The 19753-nt window shown below is 51.6% G+C and carries 18 protein-coding genes; 11 read left to right on the plus strand and 7 right to left on the minus strand.

What is annotated here, in order from left to right:
* Both CWE07_RS11155 and CWE07_RS11160 read left to right on the plus strand, forming a co-directional pair.
* On the plus strand, positions 1 to 720 hold the full coding sequence (locus tag CWE07_RS11155; protein ID WP_338067875.1) for a pseudouridine synthase: 720 nt from the start codon (positions 1 to 3) through the stop codon (positions 718 to 720).
* 97 nt (positions 721 to 817) lie between these two features.
* Positions 818 to 1705: a DUF3530 family protein gene (locus tag CWE07_RS11160; RefSeq protein ID WP_111570063.1), complete on the plus strand. Its 888-nt coding sequence runs from the start codon at positions 818 to 820 to the stop codon at positions 1703 to 1705.
* Positions 1706 to 1720: 15 nt separating this feature from the next.
* Here CWE07_RS11160 and djlA read toward each other — a convergent pair whose 3' ends face one another.
* The 3 genes from djlA to CWE07_RS11175 are packed head-to-tail and all read right to left on the minus strand — an operon-like array spanning position 1721 to position 4371.
* Complete coding sequence (gene djlA, locus CWE07_RS11165) at positions 1721 to 2617, minus strand: co-chaperone DjlA (RefSeq protein WP_111570064.1); 897 nt, start codon at positions 2615 to 2617, stop codon at positions 1721 to 1723.
* Positions 2602 to 3324 (minus strand): N-acetylmuramate alpha-1-phosphate uridylyltransferase MurU, encoded by a 723-nt coding sequence (murU, locus tag CWE07_RS11170; protein ID WP_111570065.1) that lies wholly within the window; start codon positions 3322 to 3324, stop codon positions 2602 to 2604. Before murU ends, djlA begins: the two co-directional genes overlap by 16 nt.
* A 3-nt stretch (positions 3325 to 3327) precedes the next feature.
* On the minus strand, positions 3328 to 4371 hold the full coding sequence (locus tag CWE07_RS11175) for an aminoglycoside phosphotransferase family protein (protein ID WP_146608519.1): 1044 nt from the start codon (positions 4369 to 4371) through the stop codon (positions 3328 to 3330).
* A gap of 113 nt (positions 4372 to 4484) precedes the next feature.
* Here CWE07_RS11175 and CWE07_RS11180 point away from each other — a divergent pair, with 113 nt between their 5' ends.
* The 7 genes from CWE07_RS11180 (at position 4485) to CWE07_RS11210 (ending at position 13242) form a co-directional block, all read left to right on the plus strand.
* Positions 4485 to 6803: an LPS-assembly protein LptD gene (locus CWE07_RS11180; RefSeq protein WP_111570067.1), complete on the plus strand. Its 2319-nt coding sequence runs from the start codon at positions 4485 to 4487 to the stop codon at positions 6801 to 6803.
* Between the two features lie 10 nt (positions 6804 to 6813).
* Complete coding sequence (gene surA, locus CWE07_RS11185; protein ID WP_111570068.1) at positions 6814 to 8106, plus strand: peptidylprolyl isomerase SurA; 1293 nt, start codon at positions 6814 to 6816, stop codon at positions 8104 to 8106.
* Positions 8107 to 9108: a 4-hydroxythreonine-4-phosphate dehydrogenase PdxA gene (gene pdxA, locus CWE07_RS11190; protein WP_111570069.1), complete on the plus strand. Its 1002-nt coding sequence runs from the start codon at positions 8107 to 8109 to the stop codon at positions 9106 to 9108.
* Between the two features lie 14 nt (positions 9109 to 9122).
* Positions 9123 to 9932, plus strand: a complete 810-nt coding sequence (gene rsmA, locus CWE07_RS11195; RefSeq protein ID WP_111570070.1) for a 16S rRNA (adenine(1518)-N(6)/adenine(1519)-N(6))-dimethyltransferase RsmA — start codon at positions 9123 to 9125, stop codon at positions 9930 to 9932.
* 11 nt (positions 9933 to 9943) lie between these two features.
* Positions 9944 to 10318: a Co2+/Mg2+ efflux protein ApaG gene (apaG, locus tag CWE07_RS11200; RefSeq protein ID WP_111570071.1), complete on the plus strand. Its 375-nt coding sequence runs from the start codon at positions 9944 to 9946 to the stop codon at positions 10316 to 10318.
* A 2-nt stretch (positions 10319 to 10320) separates the two neighbouring features.
* Positions 10321 to 11136 (plus strand): symmetrical bis(5'-nucleosyl)-tetraphosphatase, encoded by an 816-nt coding sequence (locus tag CWE07_RS11205; RefSeq protein ID WP_111570072.1) that lies wholly within the window; start codon positions 10321 to 10323, stop codon positions 11134 to 11136.
* A gap of 108 nt (positions 11137 to 11244) precedes the next feature.
* Positions 11245 to 13242 (plus strand): HAMP domain-containing methyl-accepting chemotaxis protein, encoded by a 1998-nt coding sequence (locus CWE07_RS11210; protein ID WP_111570073.1) that lies wholly within the window; start codon positions 11245 to 11247, stop codon positions 13240 to 13242.
* Between the two features lie 65 nt (positions 13243 to 13307).
* On the opposite strand, the gene tyrS is transcribed toward CWE07_RS11210, so the two are convergent.
* A complete protein-coding gene (gene tyrS / locus CWE07_RS11215; protein WP_111570074.1) occupies positions 13308 to 14504 on the minus strand; it encodes a tyrosine--tRNA ligase in 1197 nt (398 codons plus the stop codon).
* Between the two features lie 347 nt (positions 14505 to 14851).
* On the opposite strand from tyrS, the gene CWE07_RS11220 reads away from it, so the two are divergent.
* Positions 14852 to 16213 (plus strand): peptidoglycan DD-metalloendopeptidase family protein, encoded by a 1362-nt coding sequence (locus tag CWE07_RS11220; RefSeq protein WP_111570075.1) that lies wholly within the window; start codon positions 14852 to 14854, stop codon positions 16211 to 16213.
* Complete coding sequence (locus tag CWE07_RS11225) at positions 16214 to 17380, plus strand: anhydro-N-acetylmuramic acid kinase (protein WP_181452289.1); 1167 nt, start codon at positions 16214 to 16216, stop codon at positions 17378 to 17380.
* A gap of 15 nt (positions 17381 to 17395) precedes the next feature.
* Here the strand turns inward: CWE07_RS11225 and pepQ are convergent, their stop codons facing one another.
* The 3 genes from pepQ to erpA form a co-directional block, all read right to left on the minus strand.
* Positions 17396 to 18703, minus strand: coding sequence for a Xaa-Pro dipeptidase (gene pepQ, locus CWE07_RS11230; protein ID WP_111570076.1), 1308 nt, complete (start codon positions 18701 to 18703; stop codon positions 17396 to 17398).
* Between the two features lie 92 nt (positions 18704 to 18795).
* Complete coding sequence (locus CWE07_RS11235) at positions 18796 to 19179, minus strand: DUF3718 domain-containing protein (RefSeq protein ID WP_157983268.1); 384 nt, start codon at positions 19177 to 19179, stop codon at positions 18796 to 18798.
* A 224-nt stretch (positions 19180 to 19403) separates the two neighbouring features.
* Positions 19404 to 19751 carry an iron-sulfur cluster insertion protein ErpA gene (gene erpA, locus CWE07_RS11240; protein ID WP_133307007.1) on the minus strand — a complete coding sequence of 116 codons (348 nt, stop codon included), beginning with the start codon at positions 19749 to 19751 and terminating at the stop codon, positions 19404 to 19406.
* Positions 19752 to 19753: the final 2 nt, after the last annotated feature.

A 19753-nucleotide genomic window follows, 5' to 3' on the forward strand; every position in this document is an offset into this window, starting at 1 on the left:
TTGACGCCACGATTGCCGGACAGAACGCCTGACATCACGCCGACGCCTTCCCGGGCTACCGACGATTTTGTCTACGCGCCACCACAGTCACCATATCTGACGTTGTTGCACTACGACCAAGATATCGTGGTCGCGAATAAGCCAAGTGGCTTACTCAGCGTGCCCGGCAAAGCTCTGGCCCACCAAGATAGTTTGTACACGCGCTTAGCGCGCGTGTGGCCCGACATTCGTGTCGTGCATCGGCTGGATATGGCAACCTCTGGGGTCATTGTATTTGCTCGCCATAAAGCCGCGCAGAGCCATTTAAGCAAACAGTTTCAAGCCCGTAGCGTCAATAAGACCTATATTGCAGAGGTGTATGGCCAACTGCCAGAGCCGCAAGGCGAGGTCGACTTGCCATTGCGCTGTGATTGGCCGCGACGCCCGAAGCAAATGGTGTGTCACCAGCAAGGCAAGGCATCGCTAACGCACTATGAAGTTGCTGACTATTGTGCGCAGACTCATAGTTCGCGGGTGTTATTACATCCGGTCACGGGGCGCTCGCACCAGTTGCGGGTTCACATGCTAGCCCTCGGCTGCCCCATATTAGGTGATCGCCTGTATGGCCACGAAGCCAGCCAACAAGCAGCAGCTCGCCTGCAACTCCATGCATTGCGCATTAGCCTGTATCACCCCAACTCGCAAGCACGCATCCAGTTCGAGTGCGCTGCGCCATTTTAGGGATTTTACTTTAGAAACTGGCGCCTGCTGCCGATACTCCATTAAGAGCCCGTATTCTGCATTGCTGCAGTGATTGATACGACTTAATTGGAGCCCCATGCTGCTTAGGTTATCCGCCCACTATGTGTCCGCACGATTCCCACGCCTGAAAAACTGGCGGGGCGTCGGCGCGTATCTGTTGGTGGCGACTATCGGTTGCAGTATCAGCATGGTGAGCAACGCCCACAGCGATGATTTAGCCTATTACCTTCCCCCAGGCGAAGTCCGCTGGCTTGGCGCAAATGACGACGAGATCGCAGCAGCTCGCGAGGCAGACGACGACACGCCATTGCGGGCACTGATGCTGTACCGCGAAAATCAGCAAGCCTTCGATCGTGGCAACTTACTACTTATTTCTGAAATCGGTACGCACCCGCTGCAATCCGCACCCATGCGGCACTGGTATCAGGGCATGCCAGCCTATGGTTGGTACACGTATGCGCTGCAGTCACCACCGCAAGGCCTTTTCGATGTAGATTGGGTCGGCAATGATACCCAGCGCTATAGCGCTGCGCCAAATATTGACGCGTTACGTGACGCGCTGGCTGAACGCATTACGTTAGCCGTTGAAGAAGTGATGCAAACCCCTGGCCCGTTGGTGATTGTGGCAGAAGGTGTCAGTGCCGCGTTAGTCAGTGAACTCATTCAACAAGGGGAATTGGCGGGCGTGGATGCCTTGGTGGTGTTAGGGGCTCACTTCCCCCATTGGCAGCTTAATCAAGATTTGGCGACCACCACGGCGCGGCTGAACATTCCGACTCTTGATTTAATTCCCAGTGTACAAAACACTTGGGTGACGGATGCCGCTGCACGGCGCCAGCAACAAGCCCAACGCCATCAACATATCGCGTATCGCCAACGCGCCTTACAACATCAACGCTTGCGTGAGCAGCCGCGCTATTTAATCCACCAGCTATACGGTTGGCTACGCAGCGAAGACTTTTAAACGCAGTTAACTCGTCTAACGCAGCCCTCGCGCGCGCTTAATTTTGTCGTAAGCCGCTTGGATGTCCTGGCTACGCTTAGTCGCTGTTTTTAGCATTTCAGCAGGCAAGCCTTGGGCACTGAGTTTGTCGGGGTGGTGCTCACGCATTAACTTACGGTAAGCCTTTTTCAAATCATCATCACTCACTTGCTCATCTAAGCCCAGCGATTGATAAGCGTCCTGCAGTTCGCTACGTTGCTGCTGGGCACGGTATTGGTTCTGGCTCTGAGAATGATGCTGCTGCGAACGTTGCTGGGACTGGCTGCTTTTCGTTCGCGGGCCACCACCACTTTGGCGCTGGCTTTGGCGCTGTCCAAAGCGTGCTTGGGCGCCGGCCATCAACAGCCAACGATCAAGCTGAAATTTGTTGAACCCTAGAGCGCGACTTGCGCGCAGCAACACGTCATATTCGTTGCGTTCAAGCTTGGCATCATTCAGCGCCGCGCTAATCAACTGCTCCATGAACAGCTGTAATAAATCGTAGCGCCCGCGGCTATCTTGACGAAAACGCTTCAGTGTCGCTTCCAAAGGAAACGCAGGGTCCTTGCCCTCTCTAAATGCCTGTTGCGCTTCTTGCATCGTGCGAGCTGGCAACTCCAAGCTTTCCATCAGCGTTTGAGCTTGTGTAATATCGCTCTCGGTGACCCGCCCTTTTGACTTCGCCAAATGCCCCAAGGTCGCAAACATGGCGAAGAAAAAGCTAGCTTGGCTGTGCTTCAAATCGCTGTCTTTAAATAATGAGGTAAAGCCGCCTTGGCGGATTTGCTGTGCGTAACTGCGGTCAAACCAATACCCGAGTGCAAAACCAAGCACTGCGCCCGGCAGTCTGGCCACCGCAAGGCCGAGCAAGGTGCCTATTATGCGTCCCCACATAGTGACCCCTTGGCGTTTGCCTCACGTGCGGTTATCCATGCATCCAACGCCTTAAGTCGCTCAGGGGTGCCCACGTCACACCAATACCCCTGGTAATGCTCAGCGTAAAGCCGCTGCGCTGCAATCGCGTGTTCAAACACTGGCCGCAACTTATGAAAGCTGTCATCCAGGCCGTGAAATAAGCGTGTATGCAGGACACTGATACCAGCAAACGTAAGGCTTTCCCGTTCACCTTGCGCAAATACCAAGCGCTCTTGTTCAATCGCAAAGTCGCCCTGATGATGATGCTCAGGGTTATCGACTAACACCAAGTGGCCATCGCGACTGGCGTCCAAGGGCGGCAACAGGCGGTAGTCGTAATCACTCCATACATCGCCGTTCACGACGATAAAATCAGCGCCCCCCAAATGCGGCAGCGCACGCACGATACCGCCTGCGGTTTCTAATCCACCTTCGGGTTCAGCCGACCATATAATCTTAACCCCGAAGCGCGAGCCGTCACCCAAGGCCTGCTGCATAGCTGCGCCAAGCCATGCATGGTTAATCACCACAATTTCGACGCCCGCCGCTTTAAGTTTGTGCAAGTGATATTCAATTAATGGCTGACCACCCACCGATAACATAGGTTTTGGCAGGGTATCGGTAAGTGGCCGCATACGCTTGCCGCGTCCTGCAGCCAAGATCATTGCATGGGTAAATCGCGCCATAGCTTAAGTCACACTCACAGGGTCGATAATGTCGGCGGTCGGTGGCTGCGCGATAAACTGCTCGCGTACTTGCGAAACCCACTGGCTAAAACTAGCAAGTTCCGGGTACTTAGCACTGATGTCGATAATGTAACCTAAGGTTCTGGGGACGTCTGCCATGTAGCCTGCTTTACCGTCGCGGTGCAACAAGCGCGCAAAAATACCTGCAGCTTTTAGATGGCGTTGAATACCCATGAAATCAAACCAGCGGATGAACTGAGTTAACGTCGTGTCGCTCGGTAATAATTGCTCGGCTTGCAGGCGCTGAAAAAATCGCTCAACTTGGCGCGCCACCAGCGCATCTGGCCAGCGTACGTAACAATCACGCAGCAGCGACACCGCGTCATAGGTAATGGGCCCTTGCACCGCATCTTGAAAATCAATCACCGCTATTTGCTCTTCTGACTCAAGCCACATCAAGTTGCGTGAGTGAAAGTCACGATGCACCCCAACCTGAGGCTGCTGCAAGGCATTATCAATCAAACTGTCGCAGGTAGCATGCCAGATACTATGTTGTTCACTGTTGAGCTCAAGGCCTAAATGGTGCTGCACCAACCAATCTGAGAATAAACTCAGTTCACGCTGTAACAGCGCAATGTCATAGGCTGGCAGCGGGCCCTCAGTCGTCTTAGTCACCCGCATCAGTCCAGGAAGCAATCCTAACGCCTGCTGGTACGCCTGCTCTGCCGCAGCGTCGTCGACTAAACGCTGAAATAATAAGGTATCACCGAAATCATCCAACACCATGAAGCCCAATTGCTGCTCGTATGCATGCACTTTTGGCGCATGCAAGCCCTGCTCGCGGTAGGCCTGTGCGATGGCCATAAATGGCTGTAGGGATTCCTGTGGCGGCGGTGCGTCAACGGCTATAAACCACTGACTTGCATGCAGAAATCGAAAATAACGCCGAAAGCTCGCGTCGCCGGAAACCATCTCAACGCTGCCATTTGGCGGCACGTGCGTGGTGCGTAACCAATCTGTTAGTTGCTGCTGACGCGAATCTGTCACCACATTTTCCCCTAGGGTTTGCTATAAAATGGGTATCTTATCAAATAGCCGCGCGAAGGAAATTGCTTTATCATGGCACGTATTTCGACTTTTAACCCACGGAGCTTGGTCCAGTGCATTTGAATGGGCGTATTCCCACAATTTTCAGCGTTTCGCTGCTGACACTGTCACCCATTGCGGCAGCCCAAGAGCCACCAATCGGCCTTGCGGCGCAGTGCATTGCCCCTCCTGACTGGTATTCGAGCGATTATAGCGCAGCTGACATCGCGCCTGCTTTAAGTTTGGCGGTGCCCGCACTTTCGATTCAAGCAGACCATGCGGAAGTGTTGTGGCAGCAACAAACGTCCTATTCAGGTAACGTCACGCTCAATTATCAGCAGCAAAGTTTACGCACCGAGCGCGCCATCTACGATCAGCAAACTGGACGCTTTGAAGCAAGTGGTGGGATTGTCTACCAAGACCCACAAGTAGCCGCACGCGGCGAGTCTGTGATCACCGATACCCTTGCAGACACAGCAGAACTCAACCAACTTGATTACTACCTGCGTGGCACTGCTGCGCGCGGCTCTGCCGACCGTCTTTTCATTGCAGCTAATGAAGACAGTGCGCGCCAATTGAGCTTCCAACAAGCGAGCTTTACCACATGCCCTGGCAACACCCCGGTTTGGGAAATTCGTGCACGCCAAATTCAAATGAATGAGGACGAGGGCTGGGGCAGCGCGCGCGGTGCGCAGATTCGCTTATTTGATGTGCCAGTCGTGTATATCCCGCGCTTTTCATTTCCTGTCACTGACGAGCGCAAGTCAGGTTTGCTATACCCCACTGTGCGCTCTTCAGGGCGCAACGGTATTGAAATTGAAGTGCCTTACTACTTTAACCTAGCGCCCAACTATGACGCGACAATAGCCCCACGCCTGATGACAGAGCGTGGCGTTATGGGCGTGGGTGAAGTACGTTATCTGGACACGGAGCAAGCGGGCCAAGTTAACCTTGAGTATTTGCATAACGACTCCAGTCGACAAGATAACAGCGCACGTTACTTTTGGCGCCTTGAACATGAAGCGCAGCTCAACCAGAACTGGAGCACCTACATTGACGCCAGCCAAGTCAGTGATGTCAATTACATCAATGACTTTGGCAGTGCCTTTGTGAACCGTGCCGACTCTCACTTGTATCGACGCGGCCAAGCCAATTACGTCAATGCGCGTTGGCAAGCTCAGGTGCAAGTGGAAGACTTTCAATTGCTGGGGCCTTACCAGAACCCGTTTCGCACTATACCGCGTCTAAATACCCAATACGCGACTGAAACGCCTCGCCGCCAAGGTTGGGTATTTGACTGGGACTCCGAGTTGACACGCTTTGAGCGTCAGGATGGTTCTCCTGAGCAAGCTACACGTATTCATGGCGAGCCGGGGATTACCTATATGATGCGTCGCCCAGGTTGGGAATGGAGCGCCGAAAGCCGCTTATTAATGACCCATTATGAGCAAGAACTGTTAGAAGGTGATTTACTTACGCGCCGCTCAATTACCCGCACATTGCCAGAGTTTCGCTTGCACGGTCAGCTCAACCTGGAACGACCTTTTGAATTTGCGGGTACGCAAGGCATTCAAACCTTACAGCCTCAAGCCCAATTCCTCTACACACCCTACCGTGACCAACGTGAAATTGGTGTGTTCGATTCCGTGCCGCTGCAAGATGATTACAACGGTCTGTTTCGCAAGCGCCGCTTCTCAGGTTTAGACCGTATTGCCGACGCCCACCAAGTGACCCTTGGTGCCACCAGTAGCCTGTTTAACCAAAGCGCAGAAGAATTATTACGCCTGAGTCTGGGCCAAATTTTCTACTTTAGTGACAGCCAAACCCAGCTGTTTGACGATTCAACTCAAGTCGAAGACAACACCTCAGAGCTCGCTGCTGAGCTTGATTTTCGGATTAGCTCGCGTTGGTTCTTTAACAGCAGCGTGCAGTATGACAATCAGCTTAACACCATGCAGAAAAGTCGTTCAGCCCTTGAATATCGTAAAGACGAAAACAATTTGATACAGTTGAACTTCCGCCAATTGCGTGGTCTTACTGGTACAGAGACTGATGTGGAACAAGTTGGTGCTTTGGGCGCGTGGCAAGTATCACCTCAATGGTCCGTAGCTGGGCACTGGTACCGCGATTTACGTAATAGCGCCACCTTAGATGCAAACTTTGGGGTGCAGTACGAGAGTTGCTGTTGGGCGGTGCGGGTTAGCGCATATCGTCGTATTGACCGCAATTTTGAAGGTATTCAAGCTGGGCTACCATTGTCGCCGGCCGAATTTGACACCGGCATCAGTCTACAATTTGTGATTGCTGGCCTCAGCGCAGACAGATCAGGCTTAGCTGGTATGTTGCAACAAGGTATTTTCGGCTATCGCCGTCCGTTTTATTTAAGTCATTAATGGATCATATATGAAAGTAGTAACATCCTGTCTTATTGCACTCAGCATGTGGGCTGCAACCAGCGTGACATCGGTTACGGTCGCGCAGCAAAAACTCGACAGCGTAGCAGTGATTGTCGACAACACCGTGGTGTTAGAAAGCGAAGTTGACGGTTTGATGCGTCAAATTAAGCGCGACGCCAGTGCCGCTGGGCGACGTTTGCCATCTGACCAAGTGTTGCGCACACAGGTCAGCGAGCGTCTGATTTTGCAAAAGCTGCAAATGCAAATGGCGGACCGCATGGGGATTCGAATTGGCGATGCGCAGCTGGATCAAACCATTGCGGGCATTGCCGCTGACAACAATATGCCAATTGAAGCATTGCAAGCACAAGTTGAAGCTGACGGTACGTCATGGCGTCAATATCGTGAAGAGGTACGCGAGCAACTGATCACCAACGAGGTGCAGCGTGCACAGGTACAACGCCGCGTGTATATCAGCCCGCAAGAAATTAATAACCTGGTGCGCATGATTGACGAACAAGGCGATTCGACGGTTGAATACAACCTAAGCCATATTTTAATCAGCTTTCAAAATGAGCAAGGTGACAGCGACGAAGACGCTGCGCGCCGCCGCGTTGATGCCGTGGTTAATCGCCTGAACGAAGGCGATGATTTTGCTCAGATGGCGGTAACATCATCGTCAGCAGCCAATGCTTTGGACGGTGGTGAAATGGGCTGGATGAGTGAAAACACCATGCCGACCTTATTTGCTGCAAATGTCAGCGGTGCTGCTGCGGGTGATATTATCGGCCCATTGCGTTCAGGCGTTGGCTTTCACGTATTGCGCGTCAATGAAGTGCGCGGTGCGGAAGTATTTACCTCAGAAGAAGTCAGTGCTCGCCATATCTTAATTCAGCCTTCAGTGATTCTATCGGACAACCGTGCGCGCAACATGCTCGCGGAATTCCGCAGCCAAATCCAAAGCGGTGAAAAAACCTTTGGCGAATTGGCCCGCGAACATTCGGCTGACCCAGGGTCTGCCCGTAACAACGGTGAGTTAGGCTTTGCTGACCCTAGCATGTATGTACCTGAATTTAGACAGCGCGTAGAAGAGCAAGACGTCGGCTATATTTCAGAACCGTTTCGCACTACACACGGATGGCACATTGTGGAAGTCCTGGACCGTCGCACGCAGGATGTGACAGACCAACGCAAGCGTGAGCAAGCGGGTAACATGCTGTATTCACGTAAATTCCGCGAGGAGTTGGATATCTGGTTACAAGAAATCCGCGACAATGCTTACGTCGAGGTATTGCGCTAAATGACTTTGCGCATAGCGGTGACCTGCGGAGAACCCGCAGGCATCGGCCCGGATCTTTTGATTCAATTAGCTCAGCAACCTTGGTCTGCTGAGCTTGTTGTTTGTGCCGACCAACAAATGCTTGAAGCGCGTGCCGCACAGCTCGGTATAGCGCTGGAGTGTATCCCTTATAATCCAGCGGCGGTGGCGCAGCCAACTCAGCCCGGAACCATCACAGTGCTGCATATTCCTTGTGCCAGCCCAGTGATAGCCGGCGAGCTGAATGCCGATAATGGCGCTTATGTGGTGGCTACCTTACGGCGTGCCTGTGAAGGTAATCTTAGTGGTGAGTTCGCAGCCGTTGTCACGGGGCCCGTGCACAAAGGGGTGATTAACGACGCCGGTATTTCATTTAGTGGCCACACCGAGTATTTTGCCCAGCAAGCGGGCTGTAATGATGTCGTGATGATGTTAGCCACCGAAGGGCTACGGGTCGCGTTAGTTACCACCCATATTCCCCTTGCCTATGTCTCTAAAGCGATCACGCCTGAACGTTTAAGCCAGATCATCCACATTCTACATCGTGATTTAGTGACTCGTTTTGATTTGCCTGCCCCGCGCATTTTGGTCTGTGGGTTGAACCCTCACGCTGGCGAGAATGGGCACTTGGGTGATGAAGAATTAAAAGTGATTAATCCCACTTTGGAGCAACTGCGCCAGTCCCATGGGTATAATTTGCAGGGTCCATTGCCTGCGGACACTATTTTCCAGCCCAAATATTTAGCAGCCGCAGACGCAGTTCTTGCGATGTATCATGATCAAGGCCTGCCTGTGTTAAAATACAAAGGCTTTGGCGCGGCGGTCAATATTACCCTTGGCTTGCCATTTATCCGCACCTCTGTGGATCACGGCACCGCCCTCGATCTTGCCGGACAAGGCGAGGCGCATCCAGGTAGTTTTCAGCTTGCATTAGAGCAAGCTATTCACATGGCGACAAAGGCCTCCAGCCATTCCGCCAGTTAGATAGAAAAGGCATTATGAGTAAAGTTCATCAAGGGCACCGAGCCCGTAAGCGCTTCGGCCAAAACTTTCTGCACGACGGTGGGGTGATCGACAATATCGTCGCCGCAATTTACCCGAAACCAGGGCAACCTTTAGTTGAAATTGGACCGGGTCTTGCTGCTTTGACTGAGCCTGTGGCTGATCAATGCCAACATTTGCATGTGGTTGAGCTGGATCGCGATTTAGCCGATCGCTTAGAAGCGCATCCCTTTTTAAGTAGTAAACTGACAGTACATCGCGCGGATGCATTAAAATTTGACTTCGCGGCACTCTCGCAGCAACTTGGTGCACCGCTGCGCGTGTTTGGTAACTTACCTTATAATATTTCGACGCCCTTAATTTTTCACTTGCTTGACCAGCTTGAGCACATCAGTGATATGCATTTCATGCTGCAAAAAGAAGTGGTGCAGCGCATGGCCGCCGAGCCTGGCTCTAAAGCATTCGGCCGCTTATCGGTCATGATCCAACAAGCGTGCGACGTGACTTATGTACTGGACGTCCCGCCAGGTGCTTTCAACCCGCCCCCGAAAGTGGATTCCGCAGTGGTGCGGTTAAGCCCCAAAGCGGTGCCCGCGATTGCGGTGCACGATCGCAAGTCGTTAAACCACGCTTGCTTGACGGGCTTCAACCAACGCCGTAAAACAGTACGTAATAACTTTAAAGAACTGATGAGCGAAGCGGACTTGGCAGGACTGGGGATTAACCCAGCAGCACGCCCTGAAACGCTAAGCGTTGATGACTTTTGCCGTATTGCTAACTGGCTATACGAGCACTCACAAGCATAGGAGTCCAACACGTGAATGATGCTGAGGTAAAAGTATCGGTGGTAACTCGCTATTTGGACGGGCAGTCAAACCCACAGCAAAAGCAGTTTGTGTTCGCGTACACCATTGAAATCACCAACCATAGTGCTAAACCTTGGCGCTTAATGACACGTGAATGGTTAATCAATGACGCAGATGGCAAAACGACCCATGTCGCTGGGGATGGCGTGGTTGGACAACAACCTTGGATTCAGCCAGGTGACACCTTTACCTACACCAGTGGCACTGTGCTAAACACGCCGATTGGTAATATGCAGGGCCACTACGGCTTGGTTGATGAAGACGGCCAAAAGGCACAGGTGCCGATACCAGCCTTTCGCCTGGCGTTACCCAACGCGCTGCATTAAACATGACGGATTTTGTCGTTGGCGATGTCCACGGGTGCATTCGCGAGCTTGAATTGGTGTTGGAACGCGTTCACTTCGACCCGCGTACTGATACATTATGGAGTGTCGGTGATTTAGTTGGCCGCGGCCCGGAATCACTGGCAGTGCTGCGTTTTGTTGAAAGCCTCGGTGACCGTTTCGCCACCGTGCTTGGTAATCACGATTTACATTTGCTAAGTGTGCTAACCGGCGTCAAGGCTGGCAATCCCAAAGACAAAACCGACGATATTGTGACCAACGCCGGCGATTGGGTCGACTGGTTGCGTTATCAGCCGCTACTCATACAAATTCCGAACTGCGCAGTAGCCATTAGCCATGCTGGCCTATTCCCCGGCTGGCAACTTAGCGAAGCGCAGCAGTATGCCGATGAAGTCGCAGAGGTGTTGCAACACACCCACTACACCGATTTTTTGCGTGCTATGTATCACAACGACCCCAGCCATTGGCACCCAGATTTGCCGCCTGAAGCACGTTTTCGCTTTATCGTGAACAGCTTCACGCGCATGCGTTATTGCAGCGCCGACACCGGCGATGGCGTTGGTTTAGACTTACAATGTAAACTCCCCCCAAGCCAAGCGCCAAAAACCATCAAACCATGGTTTAACTTTTTACCACCCCAGCCGATACAATTAGTATTCGGGCATTGGGCTGCTTTAAACGGCGCCACTGAGCGAGCAGATATTATTGGCCTGGACACCGGATGTGTCTGGGGTAATGGCTTAAGTCTATATAATTGCCAATCAGGTGAAACCGTTTTCCAGCCCGCCCTACATAAGTAAAACATAACCTTATGACGCATTGATGAAACTCATTTTCAATTGCTCATTTTTTGGATATAGTGCTTTCATTATAATACAAACATATCAGGCTCAGGTTAGGAGAAACCCATGAGGTTAACCGTTGCTGCACGTGTGATTGGCGGGTTTGCCATCATCACCGGATTATTACTTGTTATTAGTCTTTCATCCTTCTTCAGTTTACAAACCATTGGGCGCTCGTCGGAGCAAGTGAATGACGTCGCGATACCGTCATTGATTGGCGTAGCGAATATTCAAACTGAACTTCTGCAATTATCCAATAACCAAACCGAAGCATTTTACAGCTCACGCCAGGCGACAGTAGAGCAATTACAAGCCGATTTTAGCCGAGCTTCGAGCAACGTAGATTCACAGCTTAATCAGCTGCGCCAATTACTGACCTCAGAAGCGCAAAGCCGCGCCGTCAATAATGTCAGCACCGATGTGTCTCAATTTACCCGCCAGGTGGCGACCATTTTTGAGTCCCAAGCTGAGTTCCTGCGCCTCGCAAGTCGTCGCGATAACCGCTTAAATGAAGTCGAACTGGCCGCTGACGATGCTGCGATGTTGTTGCTCGACTTGACCGATACCCAAGGCTTGAGTGATGAGTTATATAACCAAGCAGGGCTACTTGAGAATAACCTGAATAGTTTGGTCACCTTGGCCTACGATATGGTGAGTGTCGAAGAAGCTGGCCGTGCAGACATTATCCGCAGCGAAATTGAAGTAGCGGTTCAATCGAGCCGTGAGCGTTTGGCCGACATGCAACAAATGAGTTCACGCGCCACATTGGATGAGGTCGCTGACTATTTAGACACCGCCGCTGGTGCCTTGCTGGAGAATAGTGATTCATTAGTAGCCGCAGTATTGTCGCGACTTGAAGCTCGTAGCGCCGCCGAACGCCTGTTAGGTGAAAACAATGACCTGATGGACAATATTTTGTCCGAAATGGCAACCTTACAAGTTCAAGTGCAACGCTTAGCCGACGATGTACAAGGCACGGCTTCAGGTGCTATTTCGCGTAGCGCGTGGATGAACTCAGTACTGACTATTTTGTCTATCGCCTTTGCCATCGGTATTGGCTATTTAGCGGTGCGCTCAATTAGCCGCCCGCTTGCCGAAGTCAATGCAATGCTGAACACGCTAGCCAATGGCGATCTGACTGGCCGCTTGGACGACTCCGCACAAGACGAGTTTGGCACCTTGGCGACCAATATTAATAAGCTGATTGAGAATTTACGCCGCCTGATTGAAGGCATTGCTGATCGCTCTACTCAGTTGGCCACGGCAGCTGAAGAATCATCCAGCGTGTCGGCACAGTCACGCAATTCGATTCAAGAGCAGCGTGCTCAAGTTGAGCAAGTCGCCGCCGCCACGACCGAAATGAGCAGCACCACGGCAGAAATGGCCAGCGGCGCAGCCAAGGCGTTAGATGAAATTCAGCATTCGGATGAAGAAGCCAAACGCGTTCGCATTATTTCAGACGAGAATAAGCGCACCATTGAAGCTTTGGCTGAAGAAATCAAAAATGCCTCGGATGTCATCAATCAGTTGTCAGAGAATAGCGCCAACATTGGCGGTATCTTAGACGTCATTCGCGGCATTGCTGAACAAACCAACTTGCTGGCGTTGAATGCTGCGATTGAAGCAGCCCGTGCTGGTGAGCAAGGCCGGGGCTTTGCGGTTGTTGCTGATGAAGTCCGTACACTGGCAAGCCGCACGCAGCAGTCAACGGAAGAGATTCAAACGATGATCGAGCGCCTGCAGTCCGATTCAAGCCGTGCGGTGAGTGTGATGCAACGTGGTCGCACCCAAGCTGAAACCTGTGTGACACAGACAGACGAAGCGGCTATCGCGCTGCAAGCCATTACCGAGTCTGTGCATCAAGCCTCGGACAGCAGCACTGCAATTGCCACCGCGGCTGAACAGCAAAGCGCAACGGCACAAGACATCAGCGAGAAACTTGAAGCAATTGTCGCTATTGCCGAGCAAGCCGAAGCGGGTGCCCGCCAAACCGCGCAAGCCAGCGATGAGGTGGCCAAGCTTTCTGCTGAGATGCAAGATAGTGTGAAAAGCTTCCGCCTATAACTCACACATAGGTACAAAAAAGCAGCTCAAGTGAGCTGCTTTTTTTATTTTTATCCAAACAGTTTTTAGCTTATCTGAATACGCGCAAACTTGCGCTTACCGACTTGGTAGACATGCTCTGAACCGCTTTGGCACAAGTGCTTTGCGTCAGACACTTTATCACCGTCAATCTTCACTGCGCCTTGCTTGATCATCCGCATGGCTTCGGAAGTCGATGCGACCAAGCCCGCTTCTTTCAGTACCGATGCAATACCCAGTTGCTCCGGCGCTAAATTCAAGGTCAACTCCGGCATGTCGTCAGGAATGGCATTTTTTTGGAAGCGCTGGATAAAATCTTGTAAGGCCGCGTCAGCAGCAGCGCTATCGTGGAAACGCGTAATCAGCTCTTGTGCCAACTCGATCTTAATGTCACGCGGATTCGCGCCACCTTCCACACGTGCACGCAACGCTTGTAGCTCTTCTTCTGAGCGGAAGCTGAGTAACTCAAAGTAACGCCACATCAGATCATCTGACACCGACATCACTTTACCAAACATATCGTTGGGTGCGTCCGTGATACCAATATAATTGCCCAGCGACTTCGACATTTTTTGAACGCCATCAAGGCCTTCGAGCAGAGGCACTGTGACCACGGTTTGCGGGGTTTGTCCTTGCTCTTTTTGCAATTCACGGCCCATCAGCAAATTAAAACGCTGGTCAGTACCACCCATTTCGATATCTGCACGCAATTCAACGGAGTCCCAGCCTTGAATCAGCGGATACAAAAATTCGTGAATCGCGATTGGCTGGCCACCTTGATAACGCTTTTTGAAGTCGTCGCGCTCAAGCATGCGCGCAACAGTCTGGCTCGCAGCCAGCTTGATCAGGCCATCGGCACCAAGCTTACCCATCCATTCACTATTAAAACGAACCTGGGTTTTGTCTGGGTCGAGAATTTTAAATACTTGTTCTTTGTAGGTTTGCGCATTGGCTAAGACATCGTCGCGTGACAGCGGCTTGCGCGTCACGTTCTTACCGGTTGGGTCGCCTATCATGCCGGTAAAATCGCCAATTAAGAACACCACCTGGTGGCCCATGTCCTGCAGGATTTTCAATTTATTGATCAATACGGTATGACCAAGATGTAAGTCTGGTGCTGTGGGGTCGAAACCCGCTTTTACCACGAGCTGTTTTCCACTCGCGAGCTTCTTCTCGAGCTCGTCTGCGACTAATACTTCGTCTACGCCGCGCAGAAACTCGGCTACTCCAGGCTTACCATTCATTTACTATCCTCACCAATAAATTCAGTTAGAGCGTGCATTCTACTTGATTTTTGTCCAGCTTTTAAGCATCCTGAACAGGATAAACCCAAGCTGTTCATTATTCGAACAGTTCGCTATAATGTATCAGTTTAAAGAATTCATCGACTGGCTTGCTGGGTGTATGCGCTTCATTCTGCAGCTACAGCAGCGAGACCTGTCCCCACTGCTCGGTTTACCGCAGTAGTGGTCATAACCAGTAAATGCACCGCCCTTGCAGGTGACATTTACGAACGAAATGGGAGTTTGGCGGTCAGACGTCCAATCCCATTATTGCAGTGCGCTTAATCAGAGAAGTTCAAGGTCAGCTTATGACACAATTTATTCAACGCTTGCCACGTCAGCACAAAGTGGTTATTTCAATTGTGCTTGGAGCTTTGCTGCTTCTGATCTTATTACCGTCAGAGCAAGCGAGTGCTTCACGCAATACCACGACTGCTGAACACCTGAAGCCTGGCAAAAGGTATAGCTTGGACATCCCAACCGCGGCAGATGTCAGCGCAGATAATTACGTCACACCTGTCATGAGCACCGCAACTCGCCCTCAGGCGCCTACCACACCAGAACAGGCTGAACCTGCCGACACCTTACGCTGGCAAAGCTATGAAGTGCGTTCAGGTGACAGCTTGGCGCGTATTTTCAACCGTATTGGCTTGAGTCCGCAACAATTACACCGAGTTACCCAAGCCGAAGACGCCAATATTTTATTGCGCATTCACCCAGGTGACAGCATAAACTTCGGTCTCGACGCTACCGGCGAGCTTGCGCAGTTAACCTATAGCCTAAGCGATGTGGAAACCTTACTGATTACCGCCGACGAAAGTGGCGCATTTACTAGCAGCCGCGAATTAAAAGACGTGGAAATTCGTTATGGCTTTGCCACTGCAACGATTAATAGCAGCTTTTGGAACGCAGGCGTTCAGGCCGGCCTAACCCAAGGCCAGATTATGAACTTAGCTGAATTATTTGGCTGGGATATCGACTTCGTGATGGATATTCGCCCAGGCGATAACTTTAGCGTGCTGTATGAGCAACGCTATATTGATGGTAATTATGCAGGTTCAGGCCGTATCGTCGCTGCAGAATTTATTAACCAAGGCGACAAATTTCAGGCTGTCCGCCACGATAATGGCAGCTACTATAAGCCAGATGGCAGCAATATGCGCCAGGCCTTTATTCGCGCCCCGGTTGCCTTTAACCGCGTCAGCTCAGATTTCAATCCGCGCCGCGTTCACCCTGTAACGGGTCAAGTTCGCCCGCACAACGGGATTGATTACGCAGCCGCGACGGGTACCCCAGTGATGGCGGCAGGCGACGGCCGTGTGGTGCGCAGTGGTTACAATGAGCTCAATGGTAACTACATCTTTATCCAGCATGGCGAGCGATACATGACCAAGTATTTGCACTTGAATCGCCGTGATGTGCAGCAAGGCGCGCGTGTGCGCCAAGGCCAACGCATTGGTACTGTAGGCGCCACTGGCCGTGTCACAGGCCCGCACTTACACTATGAGTTCTTAGTCGACGGCGTACATCGCAATCCGCGTACAGTCGACTTACCTGCCGCAGAGTCATTACCTGCAGGACAAATGGCTGCCTTTACCCAAGTCGTGCAGCAACGCTTGGCGCAAATCGAGCATCAGCGCCGTGTCATGCTGGCGATGAGCGACGACTAAGTGGGTCTATACATTGGCTTGATGTCGGGTACCAGTTTAGATGGACTCGACATCGCCCTCTGTGATTTCGATACGAATGGCGTCCCTTCTTTGCTGGCCGCGACCACTACGCCTTTACCGAAAGATTTAGCCCAACAACTTGCGCGCTTAAGCCAAATTCAACGGCTAGCTTCAAATCAACCTCAATGTGTCACCAATGATAACGTGCATCTTCAAGCCGTTGCAGACCGTCAATTTGCTGAATTTAGCGCCAGCGCTGTGAATCAATTCATTTGGGCGCAGCAACAAGCTGGGGTAATCCATACTGACAGTATCATCACCGCGATTGGTAGCCACGGCCAAACGATTAGGCATTGGCCCACTGGTGACACGCCTTACACGGTGCAAATTGGTTGTCCTTCGACCTTAGCTGCGCTGACGGGTATTGACGTAATCGCCGATTTTCGGCAAAAGGATATCGCCCTGGGTGGCCAAGGCGCACCTTTGGCGCCTGCGTTTCACCGTGCTGTGTTTGCTCAAGCTCAACACACCATAGGTGTGCTGAATATCGGTGGAATTGCCAACTTAACCTTGTTGGCAGCTGATAGCACCCTAGGCTTTGATACCGGGCCCGGTAATTGTCTGCTGGATAGCTGGTTCGTGCGTCATCACCCGGAATCGGCGCAACAATATGATGCCGACGGCCAATTCGCACAACAAGGCGAGGTGGTTCCCGCGTTACTCGAAAGCCTGTTGGCTGACCCATTTTTTTCCCTCACAGGCCCGAAGAGCACGGGTCGCGAATACTTTAATTTAGCTTGGTTAGATGCATGGTTACAGCAACACCCTGCGTCACTTAGCCACACCGACGTGCAGCGCACCTTGCTCGAATTGAGCGCGCGCACAGTGGTCATGGAAATCCAGCGACTTGGTATTCAGCATTGTTATGTGTGCGGTGGCGGCGTGCACAACACCGCGTTAATGCAGCGTATAAGTGAGCTGGCCATAGCGCAAGCGAGTTGCCAGGTCCACAGCACAGAGGTTTTAGGGGTCGCACCAGATTGGGTCGAAGCGCTGGCTTTTGCGTGGTTAGCGTGGAGTTTCGTACAACGGCGGCCATCAAGCTTAGCCAGCGTTACTGGTGCATCACGAGATGCGGTCCTAGGCGGTCTGTTCCCAGCCGCCTAGGCTCATACTTTCCCGTTATTTCAGCGCGTCGAACGCATCACGGGTTAAGTTTTCCGTGCCATTTGCCGTGACTAAAACGCTGTCTTCAATACGCACACCACCGAACGGGCGCAGCTCAGTAATGCGTGTCCAGTTAAAGTCATCATTGCCATCAAACTCTTCTAACAGCTGATCAACCACATATAAGCCAGGTTCAATAGTAAATACTTGGCCAGGCTCGATATCGCGCAATAAACGCAAGAATGGGTGGCGCGCACTGCGCTCGTAGCTACTGCCATCGGCCGCCTTCAAGAAACCGCCAACGTCATGCACTTGCAAGCCAATGTAATGACCTAAGCCATGAGGGAAAAACGCGTTGGTGTAGCCGCGTTCGTAGACCTCTTCTGGGCTAATCTTAAAGAAGTTAAAATCGACCAGAATCTGCGCAATTTTATGGTGCATGCTGACATGCAAATCATAGTAAGAGGTGCCTGGGCTGATTTCGCTAATAATAGCTTGCTCCGCTTTATCCACCGCCTCAACTAGCTCTTGATAAAAGCCTGTTTTCTTTGCCGCATAGGTGCGCGTAATATCAGCGCAATAACCGTTGTAGGTCGCGCCTGCGTCAATTAAGAATGACCGTGATTCTGCCGACGCAACACGATCGTACACATCATAATGCAAAATAGCTGAGTGCTGATTGAGTGCAATAATTGAGTTATAAGGCACTTCTTGTTCACGGAAGTTAATCGCCGCTAAGTATGCATGTTGAATTTCCAGCTCACTTGCACCGGCATAGAAAGCATCACGGGCAGCGTTGTGCGCACGGGCCGCAAGCGTGTTCGCTTTACGCAAACATTCCAACTCATAATCAGTTTTGACCGCGCGCTGGTAATGCAAGTGGTCAATCAGCGACTGCGGATTTTTCGCGGCCGTATCCCAACCATCTAACGGTTCATACAATTCACCGATGAGCGCTGTACTAGCCAGCGCATCGCCAAGATCACTGCGCACTTGTGCAAGGCTTTCAACCACTTTAAGCTCGAAAAAGTCGCCCCATAGGGTGACATCGATATCGATAGGCGCGTGCCAGAAGTCACGTGCTTTATACAAATACAGTACAGGCTTTTGACCAGCCCGATAGTAAATGAAGCTCTTCGGGCTATCGGTAATTGGCAGCCAGTATTTGAACAACGGGTTGACACGAAACGGGTAAGGGTTGTCATCAAGAAATGCGACGGCAGCCTGGCCGCTATAAATTAAAGCGGACTCAAAACCTGTCGCCTGCAACGCTTCATCAAACCGAGCTTGCAGGGTTTCAACGTGGTTCGCATAATGACTCATACATACCTCTTTAATAGTTCAATTGCCAGTCAGTGTATCAAAAAAAAGGGCACCCTGCATGGTGCCCTGATCGTGCCTTGGTTACGCTTACGCTACTCGCCAAGTCGCGTGCGCACGGCAGCGACGACATCTGAACTGGCATAACCGGACGACTCCGCCCACTCCAACACAGGCACACCATTCACCGTGTCTTGGGCTATCATGCTAGCAGGTAACTGGCGGGTAATCATGTCGCCTACTTGCGCTGCTTCGGCGGTGATTGCAAATTGCAGCATACTGTATCCGTTGCAACGAATTCCGGTAAATACGTTGCGTACCCGCATATTGTGGTTGCTTAGAATCGTGCGCAGACGTTGACGGTCATCGGCGCTGATAGCGGTGCAAATTCCCTCTGCTATTTCATTGGCTGCCACTGGCGTGTAAATATTTGCAACGGCAAGGGTGGTTGCCATGGTTGCGATTGCCAATTTCTTCATTACGAACTCCTGTATCGGCATACTACGTCTATTGGCCGATTTTTGCCCGTCCCCGCCCCTAGATCAAGCACTTTCGTGTACATAGAATGTTAACTGCTAAGTAATTGTATGTGCAGTGAATGTTAACTTTTATCGGTGCAAAAAAAAGACCCCAGCTAGGCTGGGGTCTGTGCTCGTACTGCATTTGTTAGGTGTCTAAACAGCTAACTGGTCTGACATTCAACTTAGACCGCGAATGACGCGCCACAGCCACAGGTTGTGGTGGCGTTTGGGTTGTTAACGAAAAACCGTGACCCTTGCAGGCCTTCCTCAAAATCGACCACGCCGCCGACTAAATACTGCAAACTCATCGGGTCAACGACCAAGGTGACACCCTCGCGTTCAATTTGCATATCATCAGGGTTAGTCTGCTCTTCAAAGGTAAATCCATATTGAAAACCTGAGCACCCGCCGCCAGTCACAAATACGCGCAACTTGAGAGCATCATTCTCTTCTTCCGAAATTAAGGTTTTTACCCGCTTGGCCGCTGCTTCACTAAACTCTATCGGCAATGCTTGTTTTACACCACTCATGT

The organism is Aliidiomarina maris (assembly GCF_003987335.1).
Lineage (GTDB): Bacteria > Pseudomonadota > Gammaproteobacteria > Enterobacterales > Alteromonadaceae > Aliidiomarina > Aliidiomarina maris.